A 1,902-nucleotide genomic window follows, 5' to 3' on the forward strand; every position below is an offset into this window, starting at 1 on the left:
AAATCGGGATTTGCATTTAAGAGATGAATTTTTGGTGCGAATGTTTAACATTGCTTTGGTTGACCATGGCATAGGCCAGGGTTGTGTCAATTTTGCTGTGACCTAGTAGTTTTTGGACTTGTTCGATAGGCATTCCTTTATCAATCGCCTTAGTCGCTAAGGTTCTTCTGAATTTATGTGGATGAACCTTTTGTATTCCAAGTTTATGTCCTAAATTTCTCAATCGAATCTCGACACCCGCAATTCCAAGTCTCTGAGCTTTTCCAACTAGCGTTACAAAAAGGGCAGGATGGCTATCTTTTCTATCATTGAGATAGTTTCTTAAATGAATTTTCGTACGAGCATCAAAATATACGGGTCTTTCTTTTTTTCCTTTTCCAAAAACAACACACTCTCTGTTTTCAAAATCGATATCAGAACGATTCAATTGGACCAGTTCTCCTACACGCATACCTGTTGATGCTAGTAGGTCAATCATTGCCAAATCTCTTAAATTTTCACAGTTATCCCGCATAATTTCCAGATGTTCATCCGTATAAGTTTCTTTTACAGTTTGTTCTGTCTTAATTTTTTTAATCCTTCGAATAGGATTCTTGATGATATATTCCTCTTGTTCAAGCCAAGCAAAAAAAGAAGACAATATACGCCGAATATTATCCAAATTCGCCTTACTACAGTCCTTTTCAGACTGATAATTTGCTAGATAACTTCTTAAATCATCTGTTGTCAGTTGTGTCACAGACTCCTTACTATGATGAAACAAATTTTCAATTGTTCTCTGATAATAACGTATTGTTTTTGCGCTACAGCCCTCCACCTGCTTAGCAGTGATGAATAGTTGCAACAGATTATTATTTGAATGCTTCTGCTTCTTTTTTCCATCCACTAGATGGCGCTCTAAACTCTCTCTCAATGCTAATAATTGTTCATTGTTTAAAAGTGGTAACATTTCTTGTATGATAATTGTAACTTTTGATTCCATAAATTCTCACTTTCATAATTACTCATCAATAAAAAGAGGCAATATCAGTTTCTGCATCACAGAATTCTAATATTGCCTGTTCATTTATTTTCTTATGCTCATTTCAATCCAGCATACTATCTTACTTTTTGAGCTTTTCTCTGATAGAATGTTCAGAAACCCATTTAGAGTAGCTTATCATTTTTTCATCAGTTAAAGCTTCTACCGCTATAGTCACGCACATATCAACCGCTTCTTCCACGGAAACAGTAAAGTGATAACCATTTAATTGTAAAAACTTCACCAAAACAAAGAAGGCTGTTCGTTTATTGGCGTTGGCAAAAACATGCTTCTTTATCAATTGGACAAATAATATTGTTGCTTTATCAAAAATTGTTGGATAAAGAGGTTTGCCAAAAACAAATTGTTCTGGTAAGTTCACAATCATATTTAACGCTGAAGGACTAACTGTTTGAATTTGCTCCTTTGGAGAATACCGTTGAATTGCTAAAGCATTGATTTTTTCAATTTGCTTTTCTGTTAGATAGACTGTCATTTTTCCACCAAAGCTTTGAAAACATCGTCGTATTCATCAAAAATTGTATCCAATTTTAAGTTAAAGGCATCATCAGAAACATAAGAGACCTGATGATCCAATTCTTCAGGAGTAAAGATAATTTCACCGCTTGGTAACAATTTCGCTTCGTATTTAACACCACTTGGAATATTGAACTCGCTTGGAATCGTAATGGTGATTGAATTTCCTTGTTTTCTTGTTTTTACGACCATCTGATTTCCTCCTTTGAAGTATTATAACAAATAATTACGGTAATTACAATGATAGTGTAAAACTGCTATTTCATCTCGAATCTTAACCGAAATACTCCTGCATAAGTGATTTTTTCAAGGTTTCCAATTCTTCCAGAGATTTTTGAATTGCC

General features: G+C 34.3%; 3 protein-coding genes. All 3 read right to left on the minus strand.

Annotated features, from left to right (window positions below; translation table 11 throughout):
- Positions 1–16: 16 nt before the first annotated feature.
- The 3 genes from xerA to HMPREF9965_RS04920 all read right to left on the minus strand — a co-directional run bounded on the left by xerA (position 17) and on the right by HMPREF9965_RS04920 (position 1,750).
- The gene (gene xerA, locus HMPREF9965_RS04910) at positions 17–982 is read right to left on the minus strand and encodes a site-specific tyrosine recombinase/integron integrase (protein WP_000444453.1); all 966 of its coding nucleotides are present in this window, start codon (positions 980–982) and stop codon (positions 17–19) included.
- Between the two features lie 121 nt (positions 983–1,103).
- Entirely contained in the window at positions 1,104–1,517 is a 414-nt protein-coding gene (locus tag HMPREF9965_RS04915) for a type II toxin-antitoxin system death-on-curing family toxin (RefSeq protein WP_000219495.1), read from the minus strand.
- The gene (locus HMPREF9965_RS04920; protein ID WP_000260600.1) at positions 1,514–1,750 is read right to left on the minus strand and encodes an AbrB family transcriptional regulator; all 237 of its coding nucleotides are present in this window, start codon (positions 1,748–1,750) and stop codon (positions 1,514–1,516) included. The genes HMPREF9965_RS04915 and HMPREF9965_RS04920 overlap by 4 nt, the downstream gene beginning before the upstream one ends.
- Between the last annotated feature and the right edge of the window lie 152 nt (positions 1,751–1,902).

It is taken from the genome of Streptococcus mitis bv. 2 str. SK95 (genome assembly GCF_000222705.1).
In the GTDB taxonomy this organism is placed as follows: Bacteria; Bacillota; Bacilli; order Lactobacillales; family Streptococcaceae; genus Streptococcus; species Streptococcus mitis_AY.